This window comes from Streptococcus oralis ATCC 35037, from assembly GCF_900637025.1.
GTDB lineage: Bacteria > Bacillota > Bacilli > Lactobacillales > Streptococcaceae > Streptococcus > Streptococcus oralis.
The window spans coordinates 1,536,423-1,559,394 of sequence record NZ_LR134336.1 but is presented as its reverse complement, the minus strand read 5'-3'; the positions used below and the strand labels follow the sequence as shown (position 1 = coordinate 1,559,394).

At 42.0% G+C, this 22,972-nt stretch carries 24 protein-coding genes; 23 read left to right on the top strand and 1 reads right to left on the bottom strand.

The window, feature by feature from the left end; all coding sequences use genetic code 11:
* Window position 1: 1 nt before the first annotated feature.
* From EL140_RS07890 to EL140_RS07820, 15 genes are all read left to right on the top strand, one after another.
* Window positions 2-733, top strand: coding sequence for an ABC transporter ATP-binding protein (locus EL140_RS07890; protein ID WP_000889938.1), 732 nt, complete (start codon window positions 2-4; stop codon window positions 731-733).
* A complete protein-coding gene (locus EL140_RS07885) occupies window positions 730-1,779 on the top strand; it encodes an ABC transporter permease (RefSeq protein ID WP_000653781.1) in 1,050 nt (349 codons plus the stop codon). Before EL140_RS07890 ends, EL140_RS07885 begins: the two co-directional genes overlap by 4 nt.
* A 47-nt stretch (window positions 1,780-1,826) precedes the next feature.
* Complete coding sequence (gene ccrZ, locus EL140_RS07880; RefSeq protein WP_000363020.1) at window positions 1,827-2,621, top strand: cell cycle regulator CcrZ; 795 nt, start codon at window positions 1,827-1,829, stop codon at window positions 2,619-2,621.
* Window positions 2,618-3,253, top strand: coding sequence for a tRNA (guanosine(46)-N7)-methyltransferase TrmB (gene trmB / locus EL140_RS07875; RefSeq protein WP_001266088.1), 636 nt, complete (start codon window positions 2,618-2,620; stop codon window positions 3,251-3,253). Before ccrZ ends, trmB begins: the two co-directional genes overlap by 4 nt.
* Before the next feature lie 126 nt (window positions 3,254-3,379).
* Complete coding sequence (gene rimP, locus EL140_RS07870) at window positions 3,380-3,859, top strand: ribosome maturation factor RimP (protein ID WP_000338695.1); 480 nt, start codon at window positions 3,380-3,382, stop codon at window positions 3,857-3,859.
* Between the two features lie 42 nt (window positions 3,860-3,901).
* Window positions 3,902-5,038 carry a transcription termination factor NusA gene (gene nusA, locus EL140_RS07865; protein ID WP_000032277.1) on the top strand — a complete coding sequence of 379 codons (1,137 nt, stop codon included), beginning with the start codon at window positions 3,902-3,904 and terminating at the stop codon, window positions 5,036-5,038.
* A gap of 21 nt (window positions 5,039-5,059) precedes the next feature.
* Entirely contained in the window at window positions 5,060-5,353 is a 294-nt protein-coding gene (gene rnpM / locus EL140_RS07860) for an RNase P modulator RnpM (protein ID WP_000857560.1), read from the top strand.
* Complete coding sequence (locus EL140_RS07855; protein WP_001041395.1) at window positions 5,346-5,645, top strand: YlxQ-related RNA-binding protein; 300 nt, start codon at window positions 5,346-5,348, stop codon at window positions 5,643-5,645. The genes rnpM and EL140_RS07855 overlap by 8 nt, the downstream gene beginning before the upstream one ends.
* A 16-nt stretch (window positions 5,646-5,661) precedes the next feature.
* A complete protein-coding gene (gene infB / locus EL140_RS07850) occupies window positions 5,662-8,448 on the top strand; it encodes a translation initiation factor IF-2 (protein WP_000039168.1) in 2,787 nt (928 codons plus the stop codon).
* Window positions 8,449-8,698: 250 nt separating this feature from the next.
* Complete coding sequence (gene rbfA / locus EL140_RS07845; RefSeq protein WP_001273601.1) at window positions 8,699-9,049, top strand: 30S ribosome-binding factor RbfA; 351 nt, start codon at window positions 8,699-8,701, stop codon at window positions 9,047-9,049.
* Between the two features lie 150 nt (window positions 9,050-9,199).
* Complete coding sequence (locus EL140_RS07840; RefSeq protein WP_001118426.1) at window positions 9,200-9,979, top strand: hypothetical protein; 780 nt, start codon at window positions 9,200-9,202, stop codon at window positions 9,977-9,979.
* 1 nt (window position 9,980) lies between these two features.
* Window positions 9,981-10,163, top strand: a complete 183-nt coding sequence (locus tag EL140_RS07835) for a hypothetical protein (protein ID WP_000522943.1) — start codon at window positions 9,981-9,983, stop codon at window positions 10,161-10,163.
* A 214-nt stretch (window positions 10,164-10,377) separates the two neighbouring features.
* Window positions 10,378-10,611, top strand: a complete 234-nt coding sequence (locus EL140_RS07830) for a DUF1858 domain-containing protein (RefSeq protein WP_000368739.1) — start codon at window positions 10,378-10,380, stop codon at window positions 10,609-10,611.
* Window positions 10,611-11,945: a DUF438 domain-containing protein gene (locus EL140_RS07825; RefSeq protein WP_000752871.1), complete on the top strand. Its 1,335-nt coding sequence runs from the start codon at window positions 10,611-10,613 to the stop codon at window positions 11,943-11,945. Before EL140_RS07830 ends, EL140_RS07825 begins: the two co-directional genes overlap by 1 nt.
* A gap of 9 nt (window positions 11,946-11,954) precedes the next feature.
* On the top strand, window positions 11,955-12,209 hold the full coding sequence (locus tag EL140_RS07820; RefSeq protein WP_000119707.1) for a DUF1912 family protein: 255 nt from the start codon (window positions 11,955-11,957) through the stop codon (window positions 12,207-12,209).
* A gap of 42 nt (window positions 12,210-12,251) precedes the next feature.
* On the opposite strand, the gene EL140_RS07815 is transcribed toward EL140_RS07820, so the two are convergent.
* Complete coding sequence (locus tag EL140_RS07815; RefSeq protein WP_001058556.1) at window positions 12,252-12,557, bottom strand: DUF898 family protein; 306 nt, start codon at window positions 12,555-12,557, stop codon at window positions 12,252-12,254.
* Window positions 12,558-12,775: 218 nt separating this feature from the next.
* Between EL140_RS07815 and EL140_RS07810 the strand changes: the two genes are divergently transcribed.
* The 8 genes from EL140_RS07810 to EL140_RS07775 all read left to right on the top strand — a co-directional run bounded on the left by EL140_RS07810 (window position 12,776) and on the right by EL140_RS07775 (window position 22,948).
* Entirely contained in the window at window positions 12,776-13,171 is a 396-nt protein-coding gene (locus EL140_RS07810; RefSeq protein ID WP_000038698.1) for a helix-hairpin-helix domain-containing protein, read from the top strand.
* Between the two features lie 278 nt (window positions 13,172-13,449).
* Window positions 13,450-14,010, top strand: a complete 561-nt coding sequence (locus tag EL140_RS07805; RefSeq protein ID WP_000196171.1) for a GNAT family N-acetyltransferase — start codon at window positions 13,450-13,452, stop codon at window positions 14,008-14,010.
* Window positions 14,010-14,588 carry an AAA family ATPase gene (locus EL140_RS07800; protein ID WP_000546930.1) on the top strand — a complete coding sequence of 193 codons (579 nt, stop codon included), beginning with the start codon at window positions 14,010-14,012 and terminating at the stop codon, window positions 14,586-14,588. The genes EL140_RS07805 and EL140_RS07800 overlap by 1 nt, the downstream gene beginning before the upstream one ends.
* Complete coding sequence (locus tag EL140_RS07795; RefSeq protein WP_000032149.1) at window positions 14,581-17,232, top strand: valine--tRNA ligase; 2,652 nt, start codon at window positions 14,581-14,583, stop codon at window positions 17,230-17,232. The genes EL140_RS07800 and EL140_RS07795 overlap by 8 nt, the downstream gene beginning before the upstream one ends.
* Window positions 17,233-17,311: 79 nt before the next feature.
* Window positions 17,312-19,129, top strand: coding sequence for a hypothetical protein (locus EL140_RS07790; protein WP_000460638.1), 1,818 nt, complete (start codon window positions 17,312-17,314; stop codon window positions 19,127-19,129).
* On the top strand, window positions 19,122-19,973 hold the full coding sequence (locus tag EL140_RS07785) for a DNA adenine methylase (RefSeq protein WP_000368590.1): 852 nt from the start codon (window positions 19,122-19,124) through the stop codon (window positions 19,971-19,973). The genes EL140_RS07790 and EL140_RS07785 overlap by 8 nt, the downstream gene beginning before the upstream one ends.
* Before the next feature lie 460 nt (window positions 19,974-20,433).
* Window positions 20,434-21,024 (top strand): DNA-directed RNA polymerase subunit delta, encoded by a 591-nt coding sequence (rpoE, locus tag EL140_RS07780; protein WP_000418415.1) that lies wholly within the window; start codon window positions 20,434-20,436, stop codon window positions 21,022-21,024.
* 316 nt (window positions 21,025-21,340) lie between these two features.
* Complete coding sequence (locus tag EL140_RS07775) at window positions 21,341-22,948, top strand: CTP synthase (protein ID WP_000105258.1); 1,608 nt, start codon at window positions 21,341-21,343, stop codon at window positions 22,946-22,948.
* Window positions 22,949-22,972: the final 24 nt, after the last annotated feature.

Genomic DNA, 22,972 nt, shown 5'->3' with positions numbered 1-22,972 from the left:
TATGTTAGAAATTAAAAACCTGACAGGAGGCTATGTTCACGTTCCTGTCTTGAAAGATGTGTCCTTTACAGTTGAAAGTGGGCAGTTGGTCGGTTTGATTGGTCTCAACGGTGCTGGGAAATCAACGACTATCAATGAGATTATCGGTCTTTTGACACCTTACAGTGGGGAAATCAAGATTAATGGTTTGACACTGCGAGAAGATGCGACCAACTATCGCAAGCAGATTGGCTACATCCCAGAAACGCCTAGCTTGTATGAAGAGCTGACTCTCAGAGAGCATATCGAAACGGTGGCTATGGCTTACGGTATTGAACAAAATGTGGCTTTTGAGCGAGTAGAATCTTTGTTAAAAATGTTTCGTTTGGATCAAAAATTAGATTGGTTTCCTGTGCATTTCTCCAAAGGGATGAAGCAGAAGGTCATGATTATCTGTGCTTTTGTGGTGGATCCGAGTCTTTTCATCGTGGATGAGCCTTTTCTTGGCCTCGATCCGCTGGCTATTTCTGACTTGATTCAGCTTTTGGAAGTAGAAAAGCAAAAAGGTAAGTCTATCCTCATGAGTACCCACGTGCTGGACTCGGCGGAGAAGATGTGTGACGCCTTTGTTATTCTCCACAAGGGGGAGGTGAGGGCTCAGGGAAACCTCCAGCAACTGCGCGAAGCCTTTGGCATGCCTGAAGCGAGTTTGAATGATATTTACTTGGCTCTGACCAAAGAGGAGGAGCTATGAAAGACTTGTTCTTAAAGCGAAAGCAGGCTTTTCGTAAGGAGTGTGTCGGTTATCTGCGCTATGTTCTCAATGACCACTTTGTCTTGTTCTTGCTGATTCTCATCGGTTTTCTAGCTTACCAGTACAGTCAACTCTTGCAAGATTTTCCTGAAAATCACTGGCCTATCCTCTTGTTTTTGGGGATTGTATCTGCCTTGCTTTTGGCTTGGGGAGGAATCGCGACCTACATGGAAGGACCGGACAAACTCTTTCTCTTAGTCAGTGAAGAAGAGGTAAAGTCCTACCTCAAAGGACAGACGGTGAGTTCACTGGTTTTCTGGACAATTGTTCAAACCCTCTTTTTACTCTTGTTTGCACCCTTGTTTTTAGCCATGGGCTATGGCTTGCCAGTCTTTCTCGTCTATGTGCTTTTATTAGGAGCTGGGAAATACCTCCTTTTTCGCCAAAAAGCCAGCAAATTTTTCACTGAAACTGGGCTGGATTGGGATTATGTCATTGCCCAAGAAAGCAAGCGCAAGCAAGTTTTGCTTCGTTTCTTTGCTCTCTTTACTCAGGTCAAGGGCGTTTCAAATAGTGTCAAACGTCGCGCTTATCTGGATTTCATCCTTAAAGCAGTTCAGAAAGTGCCGAGCAAGATTTGGCAAAACCTCTATCTCCGTTCTTACTTGCGAAATGGAGACCTCTTTGCCCTCAGTTTGCGTCTTTTGCTCCTATCCTTGTTAGCTTTGCTCTTTATCGAGCAATCTTGGATTGCGACAGCAGTGGTGGTTCTATTTAACTACCTCTTGCTCTTTCAGTTACTGGCCCTCTATCATGCCTTTGACTACCAATACTTGACCCAGCTCTTTCCACTAGAAAAAGGGGAGAAGGAGAAAGGGTTGAAACAGATTGTAGTCGGTGTGGGAAGTGCAGTTCTTTTGTTAGAATTACTGGTCGGAGCAGTGGTTTTTCAAGAGAAAATAGCCTTGTTGGCTCTTGTAGGGGCTAGTCTCTTCCTACAATTGTTTTATTTGCCTTACCAACTAAAAAGATTGGTTGACGAATAGACCAAAAACTAGTAGAATAGTAAGGAAACTTTATACGGAGGAAAGAAATGGACTTGGGTGATAATGAGCTAACGCTGACCCCTATCCCTGGGAAGAGCGGCAAAGCTTATATGGGAAGCTACCCTGATGGGAAGCGCGTCTTTGTAAAAATGAACACCTCTCCAATCCTACCTGGCCTAGCCAGAGAACAAATCGCTCCTCAATTACTATGGACTCGTCGTTTGCCAGATGGCCGTGATATGTGCGCTCAGGAATGGCTGACGGGCAAAATCTTGACCCCTTACGATATGAATCGCAAGCAGATTATTAATATCTTGAACCGCCTTCACCGCTCGCGTCCCTTGATGAAGCAGTTGAGCCGTTTGGGATATACCATGGAAACACCAGTTGATTTGCTACGTTCTTGGCAGCAAGGAGTTCCAGAAATCTTGAAGCAGAACCACTATTTGAACAGTGTGATTGCTGAGTTAGGTAAGACGGTTCCAGGTTTTAGGGAAGACCATGCAACGATTGTGCATGGAGATCTTCGTCATAGTAATTGGATTGAGACAGAGAGTGGACTCGTTTATCTAGTGGATTGGGATTCGGTTCGTCTGACGGATCGTATGTTTGATGTGGCGCATTTGCTATGCCACTACATTCCAGATCATCAGTGGCGCCAATGGTTGAGAGACTACGGCTATAAGTACAATCAGACAGTGTTAGATAAATTGTATTGGTATGGTCAGTATTCTTACTTGAACCAGATTGCCAAATACTCTGAAAATCAAGATTTAGACAATGTAAACCGGGAGATTTACGCCTTGCGCGTCTTCCGTGACAAGTATGGAAAGAAGAGATGAGAGTTAGAAATCGTAAAGGGGCGACAGAATTACTAGAGGCCAATCCTCAGTATGTGGTCCTCAATCCCTTAGAAGCAAAAGGGAAATGGCGAGACTTGTTTGGAAATGATCATCCTATTCATGTTGAGGTTGGAAGTGGGAAAGGGGCCTTCGTATCAGGAATGGCCAAACAAAACCCTGACATCAACTACATCGGGATTGATATTCAAAAGTCGGTATTGAGTTATGCCTTGGACAAGGTGCTTGAAGTTGGAGTGCCCAACATCAAGTTGCTGTGGGTAGATGGTTCAGATTTGACTGACTACTTTGAAGACGGTGAGATTGATCGTCTCTACCTAAACTTTTCAGATCCCTGGCCTAAAAAACGCCATGAAAAACGTCGTTTGACTTACAAGAGTTTCTTGGATACCTTCAAGCGCATCTTGCCTGAGAATGGGGAAATCCATTTCAAGACAGACAATCGTGGCTTGTTTGAGTACAGTCTAGTGAGCTTTTCTCAGTATGGGATGAAGCTCAATGGCGTCTGGCTAGACTTGCATGCCAGTGATTTTGAAGGCAATGTCATGACAGAATATGAGCAAAAATTCTCCAGCAAAGGTCAAGTGATCTACCGAGTTGAGGCAGAATTTTAAGAAATAGCTTGAAAACCAGCTGTTTGAGTGCTAATGCTTTACATAAATTGACAAACGTGCTATACTGATAGTAAGAATATGAGAAAGAGAGGCGGGGAAATATCTTCGCCTCTTGCTTATGAGGAGGTGGACGCAATCGCAACAATCGTAGAATTAGTCAGAGAAGTTGTAGAACCTGTCATCCAAGCACCTTTCGAACTCGTGGATATCGAGTATGGAAAGATTGGCAGTGACATGATTCTCAGTATTTTTGTAGACAAACCTGAAGGAATTACCTTGAATGACACGGCAGACCTGACAGAAATCATCAGTCCTGTCCTAGACACCATCAAGCCTGATCCCTTCCCAGAACAATATTTCCTAGAAATCACCAGTCCAGGCTTGGAACGTCCTTTGAAAACCAAGGATGCTGTCGCTGGAGCAGTTGGGAAATACATCCATGTCGGGCTCTACCAGGCCATCGATAAACAAAAAGTCTTTGAAGGAACTTTGGTATCCTTTGAAGAGGATGAGTTGACCATGGAATATATGGACAAGACACGTAAGAAAACTGTCCAAATTCCATACAGTTTAGTATCAAAAGCACGTTTAGCAGTAAAACTATAGAAAAGAAAGGATAGCTTTTGAGGATTCAAAAGTAAAAAGAACATGAGTAAAGAAATGCTAGAGGCCTTCCGCATTTTGGAAGAAGACAAGGGAATCAAAAAAGAAGACATCATCGACGCAGTAGTAGAGTCGCTTCGTTCCGCTTATCGCAGACGCTATGGTCAATCTGACAGCGTAGCCATTGACTTCAATGAAAAGACAGGTGACTTTACAGTTTATACTGTCCGTGAAGTTGTTGATGAAGTGTTTGATAGCCGCTTGGAAATCAGCTTGAAAGATGCTCTTGCCATTAATTCAGCCTATGAACTTGGTGACAAAATCAAGTTCGAAGAAGCACCAGCTGAGTTTGGTCGTGTAGCAGCCCAGTCTGCTAAACAAACCATCATGGAAAAAATGCGCAAGCAAACACGTGCCATCACTTACAATACTTACAAAGAACATGAACAAGAAATCATGTCTGGTACAGTAGAACGATTTGACAACCGTTTCATTTATGTTAACCTTGGTAGCATCGAAGCCCAATTATCAAAACAAGACCAAATTCCTGGAGAGGTGTTTGCTTCCCATGACCGTATCGAAGTCTACGTTTACAAGGTTGAAGACAACCCTCGTGGTGTCAATGTCTTTGTTAGCCGTAGCCATCCTGAAATGATCAAACGCTTGATGGAGCAAGAAATTCCAGAAGTTTACGATGGAACTGTTGAAATCATGAGCGTAGCCCGCGAAGCTGGTGACCGTACGAAAGTTGCCGTTCGTAGCCACAATCCAAACGTGGACGCTATTGGGACAATCGTTGGACGTGGTGGTGCCAATATCAAGAAAATCACCAGCAAATTCCACCCAGCTCGTTACGATGCCAAGAGTGACCGTATGATTCCTGTTGAAGAAAACATCGACGTTATCGAGTGGGTAGCAGATCCAGCTGAGTTTATCTACAATGCCATCGCTCCTGCTGAGGTTGACCAAGTTATCTTTGATGAAAATGACAGCAAACGTGCCTTAGTCGTTGTGCCTGATAACAAGCTTTCTCTTGCTATCGGTCGTCGTGGACAAAACGTTCGCTTGGCGGCTCACTTGACGGGTTACCGTATCGATATCAAGTCTGCCAGTGAATTTGAAGCTATGGAAGAAGCAGGCCAAGTGGATTACGCAGCTGCGGACGAATTGATCGAAGAATAAAAGCTGCTAGAGGAGGGAAAGATGAAAACAAGAAAAATCCCTTTGCGCAAGTCTGTTGTATCCAACGAAGTGATTGATAAGCGTGATTTGCTCCGCATTGTCAAGAACAAAGAAGGGCAAGTCTTTATCGATCCGACAGGCAAGGCCAATGGTCGTGGCGCTTATATCAAGCTAGACAACGCAGAAGCCCTAGAGGCAAAAAAGAAGAAAGTCTTTAACCGCAGCTTTAACATGGAAGTGGAAGAAAGCTTTTATGACGAGTTGATCGCTTATGTGGATCACAAAGTGAAAAGAAGAGAGTTAGGACTTGAATAAGCAAAAGATAAGTAATCTCTTGGGACTTGCTCAACGAGCAGGCCGGATCATATCGGGTGAGGAATTGGTGGTTAAAGCCATCCAAGACCAGAAAGCCAAGCTAGTCTTTCTAGCCCATGATGCTGGTCCTAATCTGACCAAGAAGATTCAAGATAAAAGTGACTATTATCAAGTAGAAGTTATAACCGTGTTTTCAACACTGGAATTAAGCATAGCAGTCGGGAAACCGAGAAAGGTTTTGGCTGTGACAGATGCTGGATTTACAAAGAAAATGAGGTCTCTTATGGAATAGAAGAGGAGGACATGATTTGTCTAAGAAAAGATTGTACGAAATCGCAAAAGAGCTTGGAAAAGAAAGTAAAGAAGTTGTAGCGCGTGCAAAAGAGTTGGGCTTGGATGTGAAAAGCCACTCATCGAGCGTGGAAGCTGCTGCTGCTGAGCAAATCGCAGCTAGCTTTAAACCTGCACCTGCTCCTAAAGCAGAAGCAAAACCTGCAGCACCAAAAGCAAGTGTAGAAAAGAAAGCTGAAAAGCCTGCATCATCTAAACCAGCTGCCGCAAAGGAAGAAAGCAAATCAGCTACACCTGCAGCTCCTAAGGAAGAAAAAGTAGTGGCCGCAAGACCACAGAGTCGAAACTTCAAGGCGGAGCGTGAGGCTCGTGCCAAAGAGCAGGCAGAGCGACGCAAACAAAACAAGGGCAACAACCGTGACCAACAACAAAACGGCAACCGTCAGAAAAATGACGGCCGTAATGGTGGTAAACCTGGTCAAGGGAACCGCGACAATCGCCGATTCAACGACCAAGGGAAAAAACCACAAGGTCAAGGGAATCGTGGCAATGATCGCCGTCAGCAACAAGACTTCCAGCCAAAACAAGCTGGACCACGTGTTGACTTTAAAGCCCGTGCAGCAGCCCTAAAAGCAGAGCAAAATGCAGAGTACGCACGCTCAAGCGAGGAGCGCTTCAAACAATCACAAGCTGCCAAAGAAGCCTTGGCTCAAGCTAACAAACGCAAGGAGCCAGAGGAAATCTTTGAAGAAGCTGCTAAGCTAGCTGAACAAACGCAGCCAGCAGTAACAGTAGCTCCTGTAGCGAAAGAAGCGCCAGTGGATACACGTCGTAAAAAACAAGCTCGACCAGACAAAGAACGTGATGATTATGATCACGAAGAAGATGGTCCTAGAAAACAACAAAAGAATCGAAGTAGTCAGAATCAAGTGAGAAATCAAAGAAATAGTAACTGGAATAACAACAAGAAAAATAAAAAAGGGAACAAGCAAAACAACCGTAACCAGACTCCAAAACCTGTTACAGAGCGTAAGTTCCATGAATTGCCAACAGAATTTGAGTATACAGATGGTATGACTGTTGCGGAAATCGCAAAACGTATCAAACGTGAACCAGCAGAAATCGTTAAGAAACTCTTTATGATGGGTGTCATGGCCACACAAAACCAATCCTTGGATGGAGAAACCATCGAACTCCTCATGGTGGATTACGGTATCGAAGCCAAACAAAAGGTTGAAGTGGATAATGCCGACATCGAACGTTTCTTCGTCGAAGATGGCTATCTTAATGAAGATGAATTGGTTGAACGTCCACCAGTTGTAACCATCATGGGACACGTTGACCATGGTAAAACAACCCTCTTGGATACCCTTCGTAACTCTCGTGTTGCAACAGGTGAAGCAGGTGGTATCACTCAGCATATCGGTGCCTACCAAATCGTGGAAAATGGCAAGAAGATTACCTTCCTTGATACACCAGGACACGCGGCCTTTACCTCTATGCGTGCGCGTGGTGCATCTGTTACCGATATTACCATCTTGGTCGTAGCGGCCGACGACGGGGTTATGCCTCAGACTATCGAAGCCATCAACCACTCAAAAGCGGCCAACGTTCCAATTATCGTGGCTATCAACAAGATTGATAAACCAGGTGCCAACCCAGAACGCGTTATCGGTGAATTGGCAGAGCATGGTGTTATGTCAACAGCTTGGGGTGGTGATTCTGAATTTGTTGAAATCTCAGCTAAATTCAACCAAAATATCGAAGAATTGTTGGAAACAGTCCTTCTTGTAGCTGAAATCCAAGAACTCAAGGCAGACCCAACAGTGCGTGCGATCGGTACAGTTATCGAAGCTCGTTTGGATAAAGGGAAAGGTGCGGTCGCAACCCTTCTTGTTCAACAAGGTACCTTGAATGTCCAAGACCCAATCGTTGTCGGAAATACCTTCGGTCGTGTCCGTGCTATGACCAATGACCTTGGTCGTCGTGTCAAGGTGGCTGGACCATCAACACCAGTTTCTATCACAGGTCTGAACGAAGCGCCAATGGCAGGTGACCACTTTGCCGTTTACGAAGATGAAAAATCTGCGCGTGCAGCCGGTGAAGAGCGTGCGAAACGTGCCCTCATGAAACAACGTCAAGCTACCCAACGTGTCAGCCTTGAAAACCTCTTTGATACACTTAAAGCTGGTGAGCTCAAGTCAGTTAATGTCATCATCAAGGCCGACGTACAAGGTTCTGTTGAAGCCCTTTCTGCCTCACTTCAAAAGATTGACGTAGAAGGTGTCAAAGTTACCATCGTTCACTCAGCGGTCGGTGCCATCAATGAGTCTGACGTGACTCTTGCCGAAGCTTCAAATGCCTTTATCGTTGGTTTCAACGTACGCCCTACACCACAAGCTCGTCAACAAGCGGAAGCTGACGATGTAGAAATCCGTCTCCACAGCATTATTTACAAGGTTATCGAAGAGATGGAAGAAGCTATGAAAGGGATGCTTGACCCAGAATTTGAAGAAAAAGTTATCGGTGAAGCAGTTATCCGTGAAACCTTCAAGGTATCTAAAGTGGGAACCATCGGTGGATTCATGGTTATCAACGGTAAGGTTACCCGTGACTCGAAAGTCCGTGTTATCCGTGACGGTGTCGTTATCTATGACGGTGAACTCGCAAGCTTGAAACATTACAAAGACGACGTTAAAGAAGTTACAAACGGTCGTGAAGGTGGATTGATGATTGATGGCTACAATGATATCAAGACTGATGATGTGATTGAGGCCTATGTCATGGAAGAAATCAAACGTTAAGATTTTTGCTCCTTTCTTAGGTGGTGAGGGACGCAAGCAAATGGATGGTTTCATTGCTTATTTTTGAGCCTAGTGTCTCAAAAATCCCCTGTGATGGGACTGATAAATCAGTTCCATCACTTTCACCACAGCGAAAGAAGCGAATGAGTTCAAATTGCACTTCGTTTCAATTTGAACTGAAAATCAATAAATTTAAAAATAGCTAGGTCTGCTGGCCTAGCTTTTGGTTCAAAGTAGAGAAAGGAATATCATGGCAAATCATTTCCGTACGGATCGTGTGGGCATGGAAATCAAGCGTGAAGTCAATGAGATTTTGCAAAAGAAGGTCCGTGATCCGCGTGTCCAAGGTGTGACCATCACAGATGTTCAGATGCTAGGTGACTTGTCTGTAGCCAAGGTTTACTACACCATTTTGAGTAACCTTGCTTCGGATAACCAAAAAGCTCAAATCGGGCTTGAAAAAGCAACTGGTACTATCAAACGTGAACTTGGTCGCAATTTGAAATTGTACAAAATCCCAGATTTGACCTTCGTCAAAGACGAATCCATCGAATATGGAAACAAGATTGACGAGATGCTACGCAATCTGGATAAGAACTAAGAAAGAGGGGGAACCCTCTTTTTTGTTGCCAGAGTACGATAATAGCTATTTGACGATGTATCTATCTGATAAAAATCGGTTTAAAAAATTTGTAAATTTCAAATAGTATGATATGATAAACCTTGATATAAATGAAAAACGGAGAGATATATGGCTAAACAAGATATAGCTATGCAAGTACTACAACAAGTGGTGAAACTACCCGTAGTCAAGGTCGATCGAGAAAAGTTTTTAGTAGAAAAGTTTTCAAAGGAATTAGACCGTAAGGATATTCCAACTTTGATTGAACAAGGACCGACGGCTTTATTACCCCAGGAAAGCTTGGATCGCGTGGCCAAGGCCTGTATTAAGGACAATGTCCTGTTAGCCAGTGGAACTTCGGTTTTGGCTGGTCTACCTGGAGGGATTGTCATGGCGATTACTATTCCGACAGACGTAGCCCAGTTTTATGCATTCTCATTAAAACTAGCTCAGGAACTAGGGTATATTTACGGATTTGATGATCTCTGGGCATCGCGCAATGAGTTAAGTGAAGATGCTAAAAACACTCTCGTGCTGTATCTAGGTGTGATGCTGGGAGTAAATGGCGCAGGTGCTCTGCTTCGATCAGGCGGTGTGACAGTAGCCAAGCAAGTCATAAAAGTAGTGAACAAGAAAGCCTTGACAAAGACGCTCTGGTATCCTATTTTAGAAAAAGTTTTGAAGATTTTTGGAGTCAATCTGACAAAAGGAGGCCTAGCCAAAGGGATGGGGAAAGTGATCCCTATCCTAGGTGGAGTCATTTCTGGGGGCTTAACCTTTGCGACCATGAAACCGATGGGAGAAAGATTGCAACGGGAATTGTCCAAGCTAGTCAACTACAATGAAGCGCAATATCAAAGAGACGTTGATATTATCCGAAAAGAGGTCGAAATCATCGAAGGAGAGTAATATGGGACTTATAAAAACTCTAGCTAAAACTTATGGGAATTACTTTTTTGTGATGCAAAGCATCAAAGTCCTGAAGAACATGAAAAAAGATGACAATGCTCTAGTAGGTTTCGGGAAAGTACTGCTTGCTGACAAGCTGATGGATGTAGCCCAGTGGCTCGCAAAACCAGATGATAAGGAATAACTTGAAATGAAAGAAACTAGCAGGAATTCCACTGCTAGTTTTTTAATCTCTTCCCATATGGTATAATATAAGCAGTAAAATCATTTTATACTCTTCGAAAATCTCTTCAAACCACGTCAGCTTCACCTTGCCGTACTTAAGTACAGCCTGCGGCTAGCTTCCTAGTTTGCTCTTTGATTTTCATTGAGTATTAGAACATACAATGGAGGTCGTCATGGACAATATCATCGATGTGTCAATACCCGTTGCAGAAGTGGTAGACAAGCACCCAGAAGTTTTGGAAATCCTAGTGGAGCTCGGTTTTAAACCACTTGCTAATCCCTTGATGCGCAATACAGTCGGTCGCAAAGTATCGCTTAAGCAGGGTTCTAAACTTGAAGGAACGCCTATGGACAAGATTGTCCGCACGCTAGAAGCGAACGGCTATGAAGTGATTGGATTAGACTAATGGCAGATGAACGGATTCATATCCTACGGGATATTTTGTTAGAATTGCACAATGGTGCCTCTCCTGAGTCAGTTCAGGAGCGTTTTGATGCGACCTTTACGGGTGTTTCAGCCATCGAGATTTCCCTCATGGAGCACGAGCTGATGAACTCAGACTCAGGTGTCACCTTTGAAGATGTCATGGAGCTCTGTGATGTCCATGCCAATCTTTTTAAAAACGCTGTTAAGGGCGTCGAAGTAGAGGACACCGAACACCCTGGCCATCCAGTTCGCGTCTTCAAGGATGAAAATCTGGCTCTCCGTGCAGCCTTGATTCGCATTCGGAGACTGTTGGATACCTATGAGTCTATGGAAGATGAGGAAATGCTGGCAGAGATGCGCAAGGGCTTGGTCCGTCAAATGGGGCTGTTGGGGCAATTTGGCATCCATTATCAGCGCAAGGAAGAGCTCTTTTTTCCCATCATGGAGCGCTATGGTCACGATTCACCTCCTAAAGTTATGTGGGGGGTGGATGACCAGATTAGGGAACTCTTTCAAACAGCTCTAACGACGGCTAAGGCACTACCAGAAGTGTCGATTAACACTGTAAAGGAAGCTTTTGAAGCTTTTGCGACAGAGTTTGAAAGTATGATTTTCAAGGAAGAGTCCATCCTCCTCATGATTCTTCTTGAGTCCTTCACTCAGGATGATTGGATTCAGATTGCGGAGGAGAGCGATGCCTACGGCTATGCCATCATCCGTCCGTCAGAGAAATGGGTGCCAGAACGTCAGAGTTTCGTTGAGGAAAAAAGTGCAGAAGAGCCCGTACAACTAGACACGGCTGAAGGTCAAGTTCAGCAAGTTATCGATACACCAGAAGGACAGTTCACCATTACCTTTACCCCTAAGGAAAAGGAAGCAGTGTTGGATCGTCATAGTCAACAGGCTTTTGGAAATGGCTATCTCTCCGTCGAGCAGGCTAACCTCATCCTCAATCATCTCCCTATGGAGATTACCTTTGTCAATAAAGACGATATTTTCCAGTATTATAATGACAATGCGCCAGCTGATGAGATGATTTTTAAACGGACGCCGTCCCAAGTCGGTCGCAATGTTGAACTTTGCCATCCGCCCAAGTATCTAGAAAAGGTGAAGGCCGTTATGAAAGGTCTTCGTGAAGGGGTCAAGGACAAGTATGAAATGTGGTTCAAGTCAGATTCGCGAGGCAAGTTTGTCCACATTACCTATGCTGCGGTACACGATGAAAACGGGGAATTCCAAGGCGTGTTGGAGTATGTTCAGGATATCCAGCCCTACCGAGAGATTGATACGGACTTCTTCCGTGGATTAGAATAAGGAGAATCAATGAGTTACGAACAGGAATTTATGAAGGAATTTGAAGCTTGGGTCAATACCCAGATCATGATCAACGACATGGCGCACAAGGAAAGTCAAAAGGTCTACGAAGAAGACCAAGACGAACGTGCCAAAGATGCCATGATTCGCTACGAAAGTCGCTTGGATGCCTACCAGTTCTTGCTTGGTAAGTTCGAAAATTTCAAGGCAGGCAAGGGATTCCATGATTTGCCAGAAGGATTGTTTGGCGAACGGAATTATTAATCGTTACAAATCAAAAAGTGCGTATGAATGCACTTTTTCTATTTATACATGATGTGTGTGTTTGGTGATCCATTGTTCCATTTTGATATGCAACCAGAATGAATAGATGCCCAAGGTGATGATGGTGAGCAGGAACCACTTAATCCAGTTCCCGAATAATTGAGAACCTGTTCCATCAAAATAAAGGCGACGTCCATCGATGACAGTGTGCTTAACCTTCCAGTTTTGCATCATGCAAACTGCCCAAGGCGTAGCAATTTCGGCAGTAAATCCCATGATAAGCATGACTAGGATAGTATGTCCAACGTAGCTCAAAAGACCGCCGTCAAAGTAACTCTCGTTATTCATATCGTTCTCCTTATCAGCTTTTTACGTGAATCAGTCTTGCACATTACTGCATATTTTATCAAGAAGTCGAATCATTGTCAAACTAGTTTGAAAGGAAAAAACGGCTAGATTTTTAAGGGGAATCTTATTTCCTTTCTTGATTTTTTCCCAAAATCTTGATAGAATATCTTTATTAAATCCTTGTCAGAGCAGGGATTTTTTATTGAAAGGATTTTATCATGTCAAAGAAACTCCAACGTAAAAAACAATTGCGAAATAGCCTTCGTCGTTCAGGTGCCTTTTCAAGTACGGTGACCAAAGTTGTCGAAGAGACCAAGAAAGTCGTGAAACACGCAGAAAAATCTGCCAGCGAAGCAGGAAAAGTTGTCTCTAAAAAAGTGGAACAGGCAGTAGAAGCGACTAAGGAACAAGCTCAAAAAGTAGCCAATTCTGTAGAAGATTTCGCAGCTACTTTGGGTGGCCTCTCAGTAGATCGTGCCAAGGCTTTCTACGATGAAGGCATCAAGTCGGCTGCTGACTTTAAAAATTGGACTGAAAAAGAACTCCTTGCCTTGAAGGGAATCGGCCCAGCTACCATTAAGAAATTAAAAGAGCATGGAATCAGCTTCAAGTAATCTTTCTTGAGTCTTGCATTTCCGTGAAAAACTTGCTACAATAAAGCCATCAGAGGTGTTTTGGATCCCACATTTTACAGAAAGTGGCGGCGATGAGAAGTCCACAAATGTGTCAAAACTGGTTGCTGATGGATAAAAATGAAATAATATTGTCTTTTTATTTATAAAGACGAGAGTTGCGGGCATCTGCCCGAAATTGGGTGGTACCGCGGATTAGCACATTCGTCCCTGTCATGTATATGGCAGGGGCGATTTTTTGTAGAAAGCGAGGTAGAAGGATGACAAGAGCAGAGTTGCCAGAACGTATAGAAACCGAACGGCTAGTCTTACGAGTCCGTACCGTGGCTGATGTTGTGGATATCTTTGACTATGCCAATAGGCCAGAAGTTTCCTACCCAGCAGGCTTTCCTCCCGTCAAGACCTTGGAAGATGAGATTTATTATCTGGAGCATATCCTTCCCGAGCGTAATGAAAAGAACAATCTCCCAGCGGGCTATGGAATTGTCGCTAAAGGAACCGATAAGGTCATCGGCTCTGTTGATTTCCCTCGTCGTCACGAGGATGATGTCTTGGAGATTGGCTATATCTTACATCCAGACTATTGGGGACGAGGTTATGTGCCCGAAGCGGCACGTACCTTGATTGATTTAGCTTTTAAAGAATTGAACCTACACAAGATTGAACTAACTTGTTTTGGTTACAATGTCCAAAGTCAACGAGTCGCTGAGAAACTTGGCTTTACCTTAGAAGCTCGCATAAGAGACCGCAAAGATGCCCAAGGAAATCGCTGTGACAGTCTGATATATGGCTTGCTGAGGAGTGAGTGGGAGGTGGTTTGATGCACATTTTCATCATTGGGGCTCCGGCTTCTGGGAAAATGACGATTGGCCAAGAGTTATCTCGAAAGACAAATGCTACCCTCTTTTATAACCATAAAGCTATCGATTTTGCACTAGAAATCTATCAGGACTACACAGAGGAAATGTGGGAATTTGTTCGTGGAATTACCTTTTCTTTCCTTGGAGCAAGAGCTCGGAATCAGCGATCTGTGATTTTAACAGACGTAATTAATTTTTCAAATCAGTACCAGCTACTGTATTTGAAGCAAATTCAGGATTTGTTGGATGACTATCATCAAGAGATTCTGTTTGTGGAGTTGGAAACAAGTCTTGAGGAGCGCATACATCGAAATCGAACGGAGAATCGATTAAAGCACAAACCCTTAAAACGACATATTGAGGTATCTGAAAGAGAAATTTTGGAGACTGCTGAAACACTTCAATTAAATTCCCAACATCAACCGAACGAGTTGTACCACTACCTTAAAATAAATAATACGAATCTGTCTGCAGAAGAAGTTGCGAAGCAGATTCAAAATAAAATGAATACAATAGAGAAAGGACAAACACATGTCTAAAGAACTTTCACCTAAATACAATCCAGCCGAGGTTGAGGCTGGTCGTTACCAAAAATGGCTTGATGCCGATGTTTTCAAGCCTTCAGGCGATCAAAAGGCTAAGCCTTATTCGATCGTGATTCCACCACCAAACGTTACAGGTAAACTTCACCTTGGTCACGCTTGGGATACGACCTTGCAGGATATCATCATCCGTCAAAAGCGTATGCAAGGCTTTGATACCCTTTGGCTTCCAGGGATGGACCACGCTGGGATTGCGACTCAGGCTAAGGTTGAGGAGCGCTTGCGTGGTGAGGGTATTAGCCGTTATGACCTTGGTCGTGAAAAATTCCTAGATAAAGTCTGGGAATGGAAAGACGAATATGCGACGACTATCAAGGAACAATGGGGCAAGATGGGGCTCTCTGTAGACTACTCTCGCGAGCGTTTCACCCTTGACGAAGGTTTGTCAAAAGCCGTTCGTAAGGTCTTTGTGGACCTATACAAGAAAGGCTGGATCTACCGTGGTGAGTTTATCATCAACTGGGATCCAGCAGCTCGCACAGCACTTTCTGATATCGAGGTGATTCACAAGGATGTCGAAGGTGCCTTCTACCATATGAATTACATGCTGGAAGATGGCTCACGCGCCCTTGAAGTTGCGACAACTCGTCCTGAAACTATGTTTGGGGACGTTGCTGTTGCGGTCAATCCAGAAGACCCACGCTACAAGGACTTGATTGGAAAAAATGTTATCCTTCCAATCGCTAATAAACTCATCCCAATCGTTGGAGATGAGCACGCTGATCCTGAATTTGGTACAGGTGTCGTGAAAATCACACCTGCCCACGATCCAAACGACTTCTTGGTTGGTCAACGTCATAACTTGCCACAAGTTAACGTCATGAACAACGATGGAACCATGAACGACTTGGCCTTTGAATTTGCAGGCATGGACCGTTTTGAAGCTCGTAAGGCAGTCGTTGCTAAGTTGGAAGAAATCGGTGCCCTTGTTAAAATCGAAAAACGTGTCCACAGTGTTGGTCACTCAGAGCGTACAGGTGTAGTGGTTGAGCCACGCTTGTCTACTCAGTGGTTCGTTAAGATGGACCAATTGGCTAAGAACGCCATTGCCAACCAAGACACAGACGACAAGGTAGAATTCTACCCACCTCGTTTCAACGATACCTTCCTCCAATGGATGGAAAATGTCCATGACTGGGTAATCTCACGTCAGCTCTGGTGGGGGCACCAAATCCCTGCTTGGTACAATGCTGAGGGTGAAATATACGTTGGTGAAGAAGCTCCAGAAGGCGACGGATGGACTCAGGACGAAGACGTCTTGGATACTTGGTTTAGTTCTGCTCTTTGGCCATTCTCTACCATGGGCTGGCCGGATGTCGACTCAGAAGACTTTAAACGTTATTATCCAACATCAACTTTGGTGACTGGTTATGATATTATTCCGTTCTGGGTGTCTCGGATGATTTTCCAAGGTTTGGAATTTACTGGCAAGTCGCCATTCAAAAATGCCTTGATTCATGGTCTCATTCGTGATGAGCAAGGACGCAAGATGTCGAAATCTCTCGGTAACGGGATTGATCCAATGGATGTTATTGATAAGTACGGAACAGATAGCCTTCGTTGGTTCCTTTCAAACGGTTCTGCACCAGGGCAAGACGTGCGCTTCTCTTACGAGAAAATGGATGCGTCATGGAACTTCATTAACAAGATTTGGAACATCTCTCGCTACATCCTCATGAACAATGAAGGTTTGACTCTTGAGCAAGCAACTGCCAATGTGGAAAAAGTTGCAAACAAGGAAGCTGGAAATGTTACTGACCGCTGGATTCTCCACAACCTCAACGGAACGATTGGCAAAGTTACTGAAAACTTTGACAAGTTTGAGTTTGGTGTGGCTGGACACATTCTCTACAACTTCATCTGGGACGAGTTTGCGGACTGGTATGTTGAGTTGACTAAGGAAGTCCTTTATAGCGATAATGAAGAAGAGAAAGTCATCACACGTTCTGTTCTCCTTTACACCTTGGACAAGATCCTTCGTCTCCTTCACCCAATCATGCCATTCGTGACAGAGGAAATCTTTGGGCAAATCTCAGAAGGCTCTATCGTGACAGCGGAGTACCCAACTGTCAACCCAGCCTTTGAAGATCTTGCAGCCCACACTGGTGTAGAAAGTCTCAAAGACTTGATCCGTGCTGTTCGGAATGCGCGTGCGGAAGTAAACGTAGCACCAAGCAAGCCAATCACCATCCTTGTTAAGACTAGCGATAGCGACTTGGAAGCCTTCTTTAACAGTAATGTCAACTACATCAAACGCTTCACAAATCCAGAACACTTGGAAATCGCATCAACCATCCCTGCACCTGACCTCGCGATGTCAAGCGTCATCACAGGAGCAGAAATCTACCTGCCACTGGCAGACCTCCTCAATGTCGAAGAAGAACTGGCTCGTCTCGACAAGGAACTCGCTAAATGGCAAAAAGAACTGGATATGGTCGGTAAGAAGCTCTCTAACGAGCGCTTCGTAGCCAATGCCAAACCAGAAGTCGTCCAAAAAGAACGCGACAAACAAGCCGACTACCAAGCGAAATATGATGCGACCGTAGCACGTATTGATGAGATGAAGAAGTTGATTAAATAAACACAGAAACACGGTGTAATGCCGTGTTTTTTGTGTTATAATATCAATTATAAATGTAGCAGTTGTGAAAGGAATATATATGTTTGATACTGTAGTTTTAAATCCTTTAGAAATTAATTTAGATTTTAATAACCCTAGATTTTCAATGTTTGATTTTAATACTGAAGAAGAAATAGTCAAATATTTGGTTGAATTTGAGCAGATTAAAGAACTTGCATTTCAAATTGGAGAAAACGGGTATAACACAATAGGTGAACGTATTATCGTTTTAAAAAGCAGAAATGCTGGAAAGATTAATTATACTGTATTAGAAGGTAATCGAAGAATTGCTTCGCTGAAACTTTTGTTTCAGTATTCATCTCTATTAACAAGTTCAGAAAGAAATAAACTTAAACAATTAAATCTGAATCTAAGTGATTTTGAAGTTAGTTGTGATGTAGTAAAAGAAGATACTAGAGACGAAGCGCTTTTTAAAATTAGTGCAAAACATGTTGATGGGATTAAGACATGGAGTGCGACTGATAAAAGGGTATTTTACCATAATCTTTATACCCAATATAGGGAAAAGGGATTATCAAGTGATGAAGCTTTAGATAATATTAAAAATATTACTCCAGAAGGAAAAGTTGCGATAAGAAATGCTATACAACAACTAAATTATTTAACTTCAGTTTATAATGCAGCCAAAATTTATAAGTCTGATTTGGAAAAGTTAACGCATTTAGATACAGATGTTCTTGTGTCGAGAGTTTCAAGACCATTGATTAAAGAGTTAAAACTTGAGTTTAATGATGATTTTCAAGTTGTAGCAAAAAATGAAAAAGTCTATCATGAAATATTAGGATTATTAGGTAAAGCAGTTTGGATTGATAAAAAATTAGATACACGGGTATTTAGTGTACAAGGACAATGGAATGAAATTGTCAAAAGTGACAAAGTAATACCAGGTTTAGCTGACAAAATTAAGGAATATAAAGAATCTGAAAAAATCAACGGTTCTAATGAAGAGTCATTAAAAAATACTCCTATAAGTAATGATACAAAAACTACTGAAGATAGTGTGGGAGATAATAAAGAGACTCCTAACTTACCAGCAAATGATACGCGTGAGAATACTACGAATAATAATGACACACAAAATCAAGAAACAAAATATAAATTCTTTGTTCCCAAGCAATCAGTTACTATACAACGAGAAAATTATGATTTAGCTGATGATATTGAATTGCGAGATGATAAAAATAATAAAGTTTCAAGACAAAGTTCAGAATATTCTAGGCTTTTAATTAGTTGCAATCATCAAAATATCGTAATTACAGATAATATTATAGAGTCTATTTCTGAAAACGGGACGTACACTATCGATGTTAAATATAATGGACAAACTAAACATTTTCCAATATGTTTAAATATAGCGATTAATAATCAGCAACAGGAATATCAAGTTTTATTTAACCAACGGTGGTATGATGAGTCTTTATCAAAGTTATCAGCTAATCCCAAGTATTTTAAAATTTGTGGAGTGATAAGAAACTTACAAAAATACAACTCTTTATCACATAGTAACGACGAATATATCATAATTGCATTTTTACTTCGTGCGTTAATTGAATATACTACTAAAGCTTACATAGACTTATTCTCAGTTAAGAAGCCTGCTGATAATTTATCCTCCCTTATTACCACAGTTAAAGGACATTTATCTGATAAAGGGTTATTAAATAAAGAGGAAGTAAAGGCGTTAAAAAATACTAATGATATAGAAACATTAAATGGTTTAATTCATGATTACGGGACCACTATAAGTTCCATTGATATTAAAACCACTTGCAGTAAGTATCAAAATTTTTTCTCTATTGTATTTAATAGATTGTATGAAGGAGTGAATAATGGATAATTTTAGCCCGCTACGCTATCCTGGGGGAAAAAATAAAACTTATCAGTATGTTAAATATTTGGTAGAGAATAACAATATTGATACTTATATAGAGCCGTTTTGTGGTGGGGCTGCAGTAGCATTAAAATTGTTGCTTAATAATGACGTAAAAAAAATAATGTTAAATGATTTTGATAAATCCATTTATGCAATGTGGTTTTCAATTTTACATAATACTGATTCTTTTATAAAAAAAGTAAAAGAGGCAGTATTTACGATTGAAGAATGGGATAAGCAGCAAGATATTCAAAGAAACAAAGAAAATGTCGACTTACTTACATTAGGTTTCTCTACATTTTATCTAAATAGAACTAATCGATCAGGAATTATTCAAGCTGGTCCCATAGGTGGCAGAGCCCAAATGGGAAATTATAAAATGGATTGCAGATATAATACAGAAGTATTGATAAATAAGATTGAATTAATTGCTAAAAATAAGAGTAGAATCAATTTGTATAATATAGATGCTATTGAATTTATTAAAAATAATATTAATCGTACAAAACGGTCTCTGACTTTTTTTGACCCACCATATTATGTTAAGGGAAAACAATTGTACACAAATTTTTATGAACACATAGATCATTTAGAATTACGAGACACTATTGACAAATATATGAGTAAACATAAATGGGTTCTTACATATGATTTTCACGAGGAAATCCAAAATATGTACTCAAAATTTGAGCATTTCCCTTATATGTTAAACTATAGTGCGGGTAATTCAAAAAAAGGAATAGAATATATATTTTTTAGTGAAGAATTATCATCAGCTAAAATCAACGAGTATTTACACATTTTATAAATAACATCTTAAACTAAGATTAGTTAGTTCAAACAATAACTGATAATTTTTTAGATTTTAAAACTTGTAAGCTAGCAATAGAGTAAAGGGAATTTTTTATAATTTCTAAGGAATGATTCAATTGATTTGTATTTTCTTAAAATGATATACTAGAATGGTTAGCCAACAATTTAGAAAGCAGGTTACTACATAACAAATTCCGTAAGTTCGAACCATCCTGAGAAGTATAGTATTGCAGTTTAATTTCATATATCATCAGCATCGAATTCATCTGGATTGATACCGAAAATCCACCTCACGATGCTATCGACTGGGTAGCAAAGAAATAAAAAGTCCTGTCACTTTCTCCCATTTAACCTTTGACTATTCCGTAAAATTATCGTACAATAAAGAGTACATGATAAAATGAGGTCAGAGTCTGTTCGCTCTGGCAATAGTAGTATAAATGAGGAGAAACGCTTTGGAATTAGAAGTATTTGCTGGGCAAGAAAAAAGTGAACTATCTATGATTGAGGTAGCGCGTGCTATCTTGGAACTTCGTGGTCGCGATCATGAGATGCATTTTAGCGATCTTGTAAACGAAATTCAAAACTACCTTGGAACATCAAACAGCGATATCCGTGAAGCTTTGCCTTTGTTCTACACAGAGTTGAACTTTGACGGTAGCTTCATCTCACTTGGAGACAACAAATGGGGCCTTCGTTCATGGTATGGTGTGGACGAAATCGACGAAGAAATCATCGCTCTTGAAGAAAGTGACGACGATGAAGTAGCACCAAAAGCTAAGAAAAAACGTGTCAATGCCTTTATGGATGGTGATTCAGATGCCATTGACTACAATGCAGATGATCCAGAAGACGAAGATGCATACGAAGCAGATCCAGCTCTTTCATATGATGATGAAAATCCAGATGATGAGAAAAATGAAGTGGAAGCTTACGATGCAGAAATCAACGAAATTGCTCCTGATGACTTGGGTGAAGACGTGGATCTTAACGAAGAAGACGACGAGTTTTCTGACGATGACGCTGAAACGAGTGAAGAAGAGTAAAAGACTTCACAGAGGAGATCGTAAGATCTCCTTTTTGTTCCTTGAGCAGGTCATCCGTTTGGATGCGGATTTTTAGTTGGTTTTCTGAAAGTAATCTTCTTATTTTCAGGTTTTACCGATTCGGGTTGACAAATGTTCTGCTTTGAGGTATTATATTGTTCGGGCACCTCTTTTAGAGGTCGGGGCTCTCTAGTTACTAGGGAGCTATTTTTGTTTTTTCAGGAAGTTTTCTTGAAAAGTCGTTATCCATAAGGGTCTTGTTTTCTATGTCCCCTCGTAGTTAACAAGGCCTTGAGCATTTTAGAAAGAGGAATCTATGTCTACGAAATATATTTTTGTAACTGGTGGTGTGGTATCGTCTATTGGGAAAGGGATTGTCGCAGCAAGTCTGGGGCGTCTCTTGAAAAATCGTGGTCTAAAAGTGACTATTCAGAAGTTTGACCCTTATATCAATATCGATCCGGGAACCATGAGCCCTTACCAGCACGGGGAAGTCTTTGTGACAGATGATGGGGCTGAGACCGATTTGGACTTGGGCCACTATGAACGTTTCATCGATATCAATCTCAACAAATACTCCAACGTGACAACTGGTAAAATCTACAGTGAAGTTCTTCGTAAGGAGCGCCGTGGAGAATACCTTGGTGCAACTGTTCAGGTTATTCCTCATATCACAGATGCTTTGAAAGAAAAAATCAAGCGTGCCGCTCTAACGACCGACTCGGATGTCATTATCACAGAGGTTGGTGGAACCGTTGGAGATATCGAGTCCTTGCCATTTCTAGAGGCCCTTCGTCAGATGAAGGCAGATGTGGGTGCGGATAATGTCATGTACATCCATACAACCTTGCTTCCTTACCTAAAGGCTGCTGGTGAAATGAAGACCAAACCAACCCAGCATTCTGTAAAAGAATTGCGTGGTTTGGGGATTCAGCCAAATATGTTGGTTATTCGTACGGAGAAACCAGCTGGTCAGGGTATTAAAAATAAACTAGCACAGTTCTGTGACGTGGCTCCAGAAGCTGTTATCGAATCGTTGGACGTTGAACACCTTTACCAAATTCCATTGAATTTACAGGCGCAAGGCATGGACCAAATTGTCTGTGACCATTTGAAATTAGACGCACCAGTAGCGGATATGACAGAATGGTCAGCCATGGTGGACAAGGTCATGAACCTGAAAAAACAAGTCAAGATCTCCCTCGTTGGTAAGTATGTGGAGTTGCAAGATGCCTACATCTCTGTGGTTGAAGCTTTGAAACACTCTGGGTATGCCAACGACGCAGAAGTGAAGATTAATTGGATCAATGCCAATGATGTGACAGCAGAGAATGTGGCAGAACTCTTGTCTGATGCGGACGGAATTATCGTACCAGGAGGTTTTGGCCAACGTGGTACGGAAGGAAAAATTCAAGCCATCCGTTATGCGCGTGAGAATGATGTTCCTGTGTTGGGTGTTTGCTTGGGAATGCAGTTGACTTGTATCGAGTTTGCTCGTCACGTTTTAGGGCTTGAAGGTGCCAATTCTGCAGAGCTTGATTCTGATACAAAATACCCTATCATTGATATCATGCGTGACCAGGTTGATATTGAGGATATGGGAGGAACCCTTCGTTTGGGACTTTACCCATCTAAGTTGAAACGTGGCTCTAAGGCAGCGGCTGCTTATCATAATCAAGAAGTGGTGCAACGCCGTCACCGTCACCGTTATGAGTTTAACAACGCCTTTCGTGAACAGTTTGAGGCAGCAGGTTTTGTCTTCTCAGGAGTATCTCCAGACAATCGTTTGGTCGAAATTGTGGAAATTCCTGAAAATAAATTCTTTGTGGCTTGTCAGTATCATCCTGAACTTTCAAGTCGTCCAAACCGCCCAGAAGAACTCTACACTGCCTTTGTTACTGCAGCGGTTGAGAATAGTAACTAGTTATCCTCTAATCTCTGAGAGCAA